The organism is Pseudoalteromonas sp. SG44-8, from assembly GCF_014164125.1.
Lineage (GTDB): Bacteria > Pseudomonadota > Gammaproteobacteria > Enterobacterales > Alteromonadaceae > Pseudoalteromonas > Pseudoalteromonas rhizosphaerae.
This window is the reverse complement of sequence record NZ_JACJEQ010000079.1, coordinates 1-943: the sequence shown is the minus strand read 5'-3', so window position 1 is coordinate 943 and position 943 is coordinate 1. Positions and strand designations below refer to the sequence as shown.

Sequence of the window (943 nt, the reverse complement as noted above, 5' to 3'; positions counted from 1 at the left end):
CAAGGTTTAGCGTCATTAAGAGATATTTGGATCAATATTCACTACGGGAGATGAACCGCCCATTGCGGACCCGCATGATGGGTGGTGTGGGGGCTGGAGGTTAGAGACCTCCGGCTACCCGATTAGGAATTACCATGCACTATTTGTTGCTAGACTAGGCTGTATGGATAAAAAACTTTCGCTTGCATCTGCATCCCATGGCCAGACCCCACTTGTAGTTGGGTAAACTAGCTGTAATGCTTCAAACTCATCTGCATTATACCAACAAGCTGAAAGCATATATTCCTTTTTGTTTTTTAGTGATACTCCACTGAAAGTGACATCAAACCCTTCTAAGAAACCTTCATAGAATTCACCTATTGTAAACTCCTCGCCATTTTTTAAACGCCCAGCATAATTATTTACTATTGACTGAGCTAAATCTGTATTCAACCCAATGATGATTAGTTCAGGTGCTCCATATGTGTCAGTTATACCTGTTGAATAGGTGAAATTTGGACTCTCTCCGTCAGGATCAAAGACTGATGTTACATAACAACCGTACTTCTCAATAATTCTAACTATTTCCTTTTCAGTTTCATTCATAACTTCGAGTAATTCCTAACAGCTTATTGAACACCATTTTGGTGGTTTATAACACCCCAAACGGCGTTTATTATATACTCTGATAATTCCATCAATAATTACTTTTGTAAACAAGTAATTAAAATAGCACGAATTCAAAGTTTGTTATTTTGCCCCAAAACGGCGGTTAATAATGTTATCGGACAAAATTAGGATTCGACTCATCAAAACAAGAATAAATTTAACTTTTACCAATGACCAGTTATCGCTCATAGTTGCTATTTAAGCTTATAAAAACAAAAAAGAGTAAAGCTTTCACTTTACTCTTTTCTTTATCATTTTAAATTGACCGCTGACCGCTGACCGCTGACCGCTGACC

Annotated in this window: 1 protein-coding gene; it reads right to left on the bottom strand. The window is 37.6% G+C overall.

Features of this window, described 5'->3' with window-relative positions; translation table 11 throughout:
* Positions 1–129 precede the first annotated feature (129 nt).
* Positions 130–585: a DUF4262 domain-containing protein gene (locus H5163_RS21040; protein WP_182735896.1), complete on the bottom strand. Its 456-nt coding sequence runs from the start codon at positions 583–585 to the stop codon at positions 130–132.
* Between the last annotated feature and the right edge of the window lie 358 nt (positions 586–943).

What these genes read in the sequence shown, in the direction of transcription:
- H5163_RS21040 (WP_182735896.1), bottom strand. Translation starts at nt 585, where the DNA reads ATGAATGAAACTGAAAAGGAAATAGTTAGAATTATTGAGAAGTACGGT.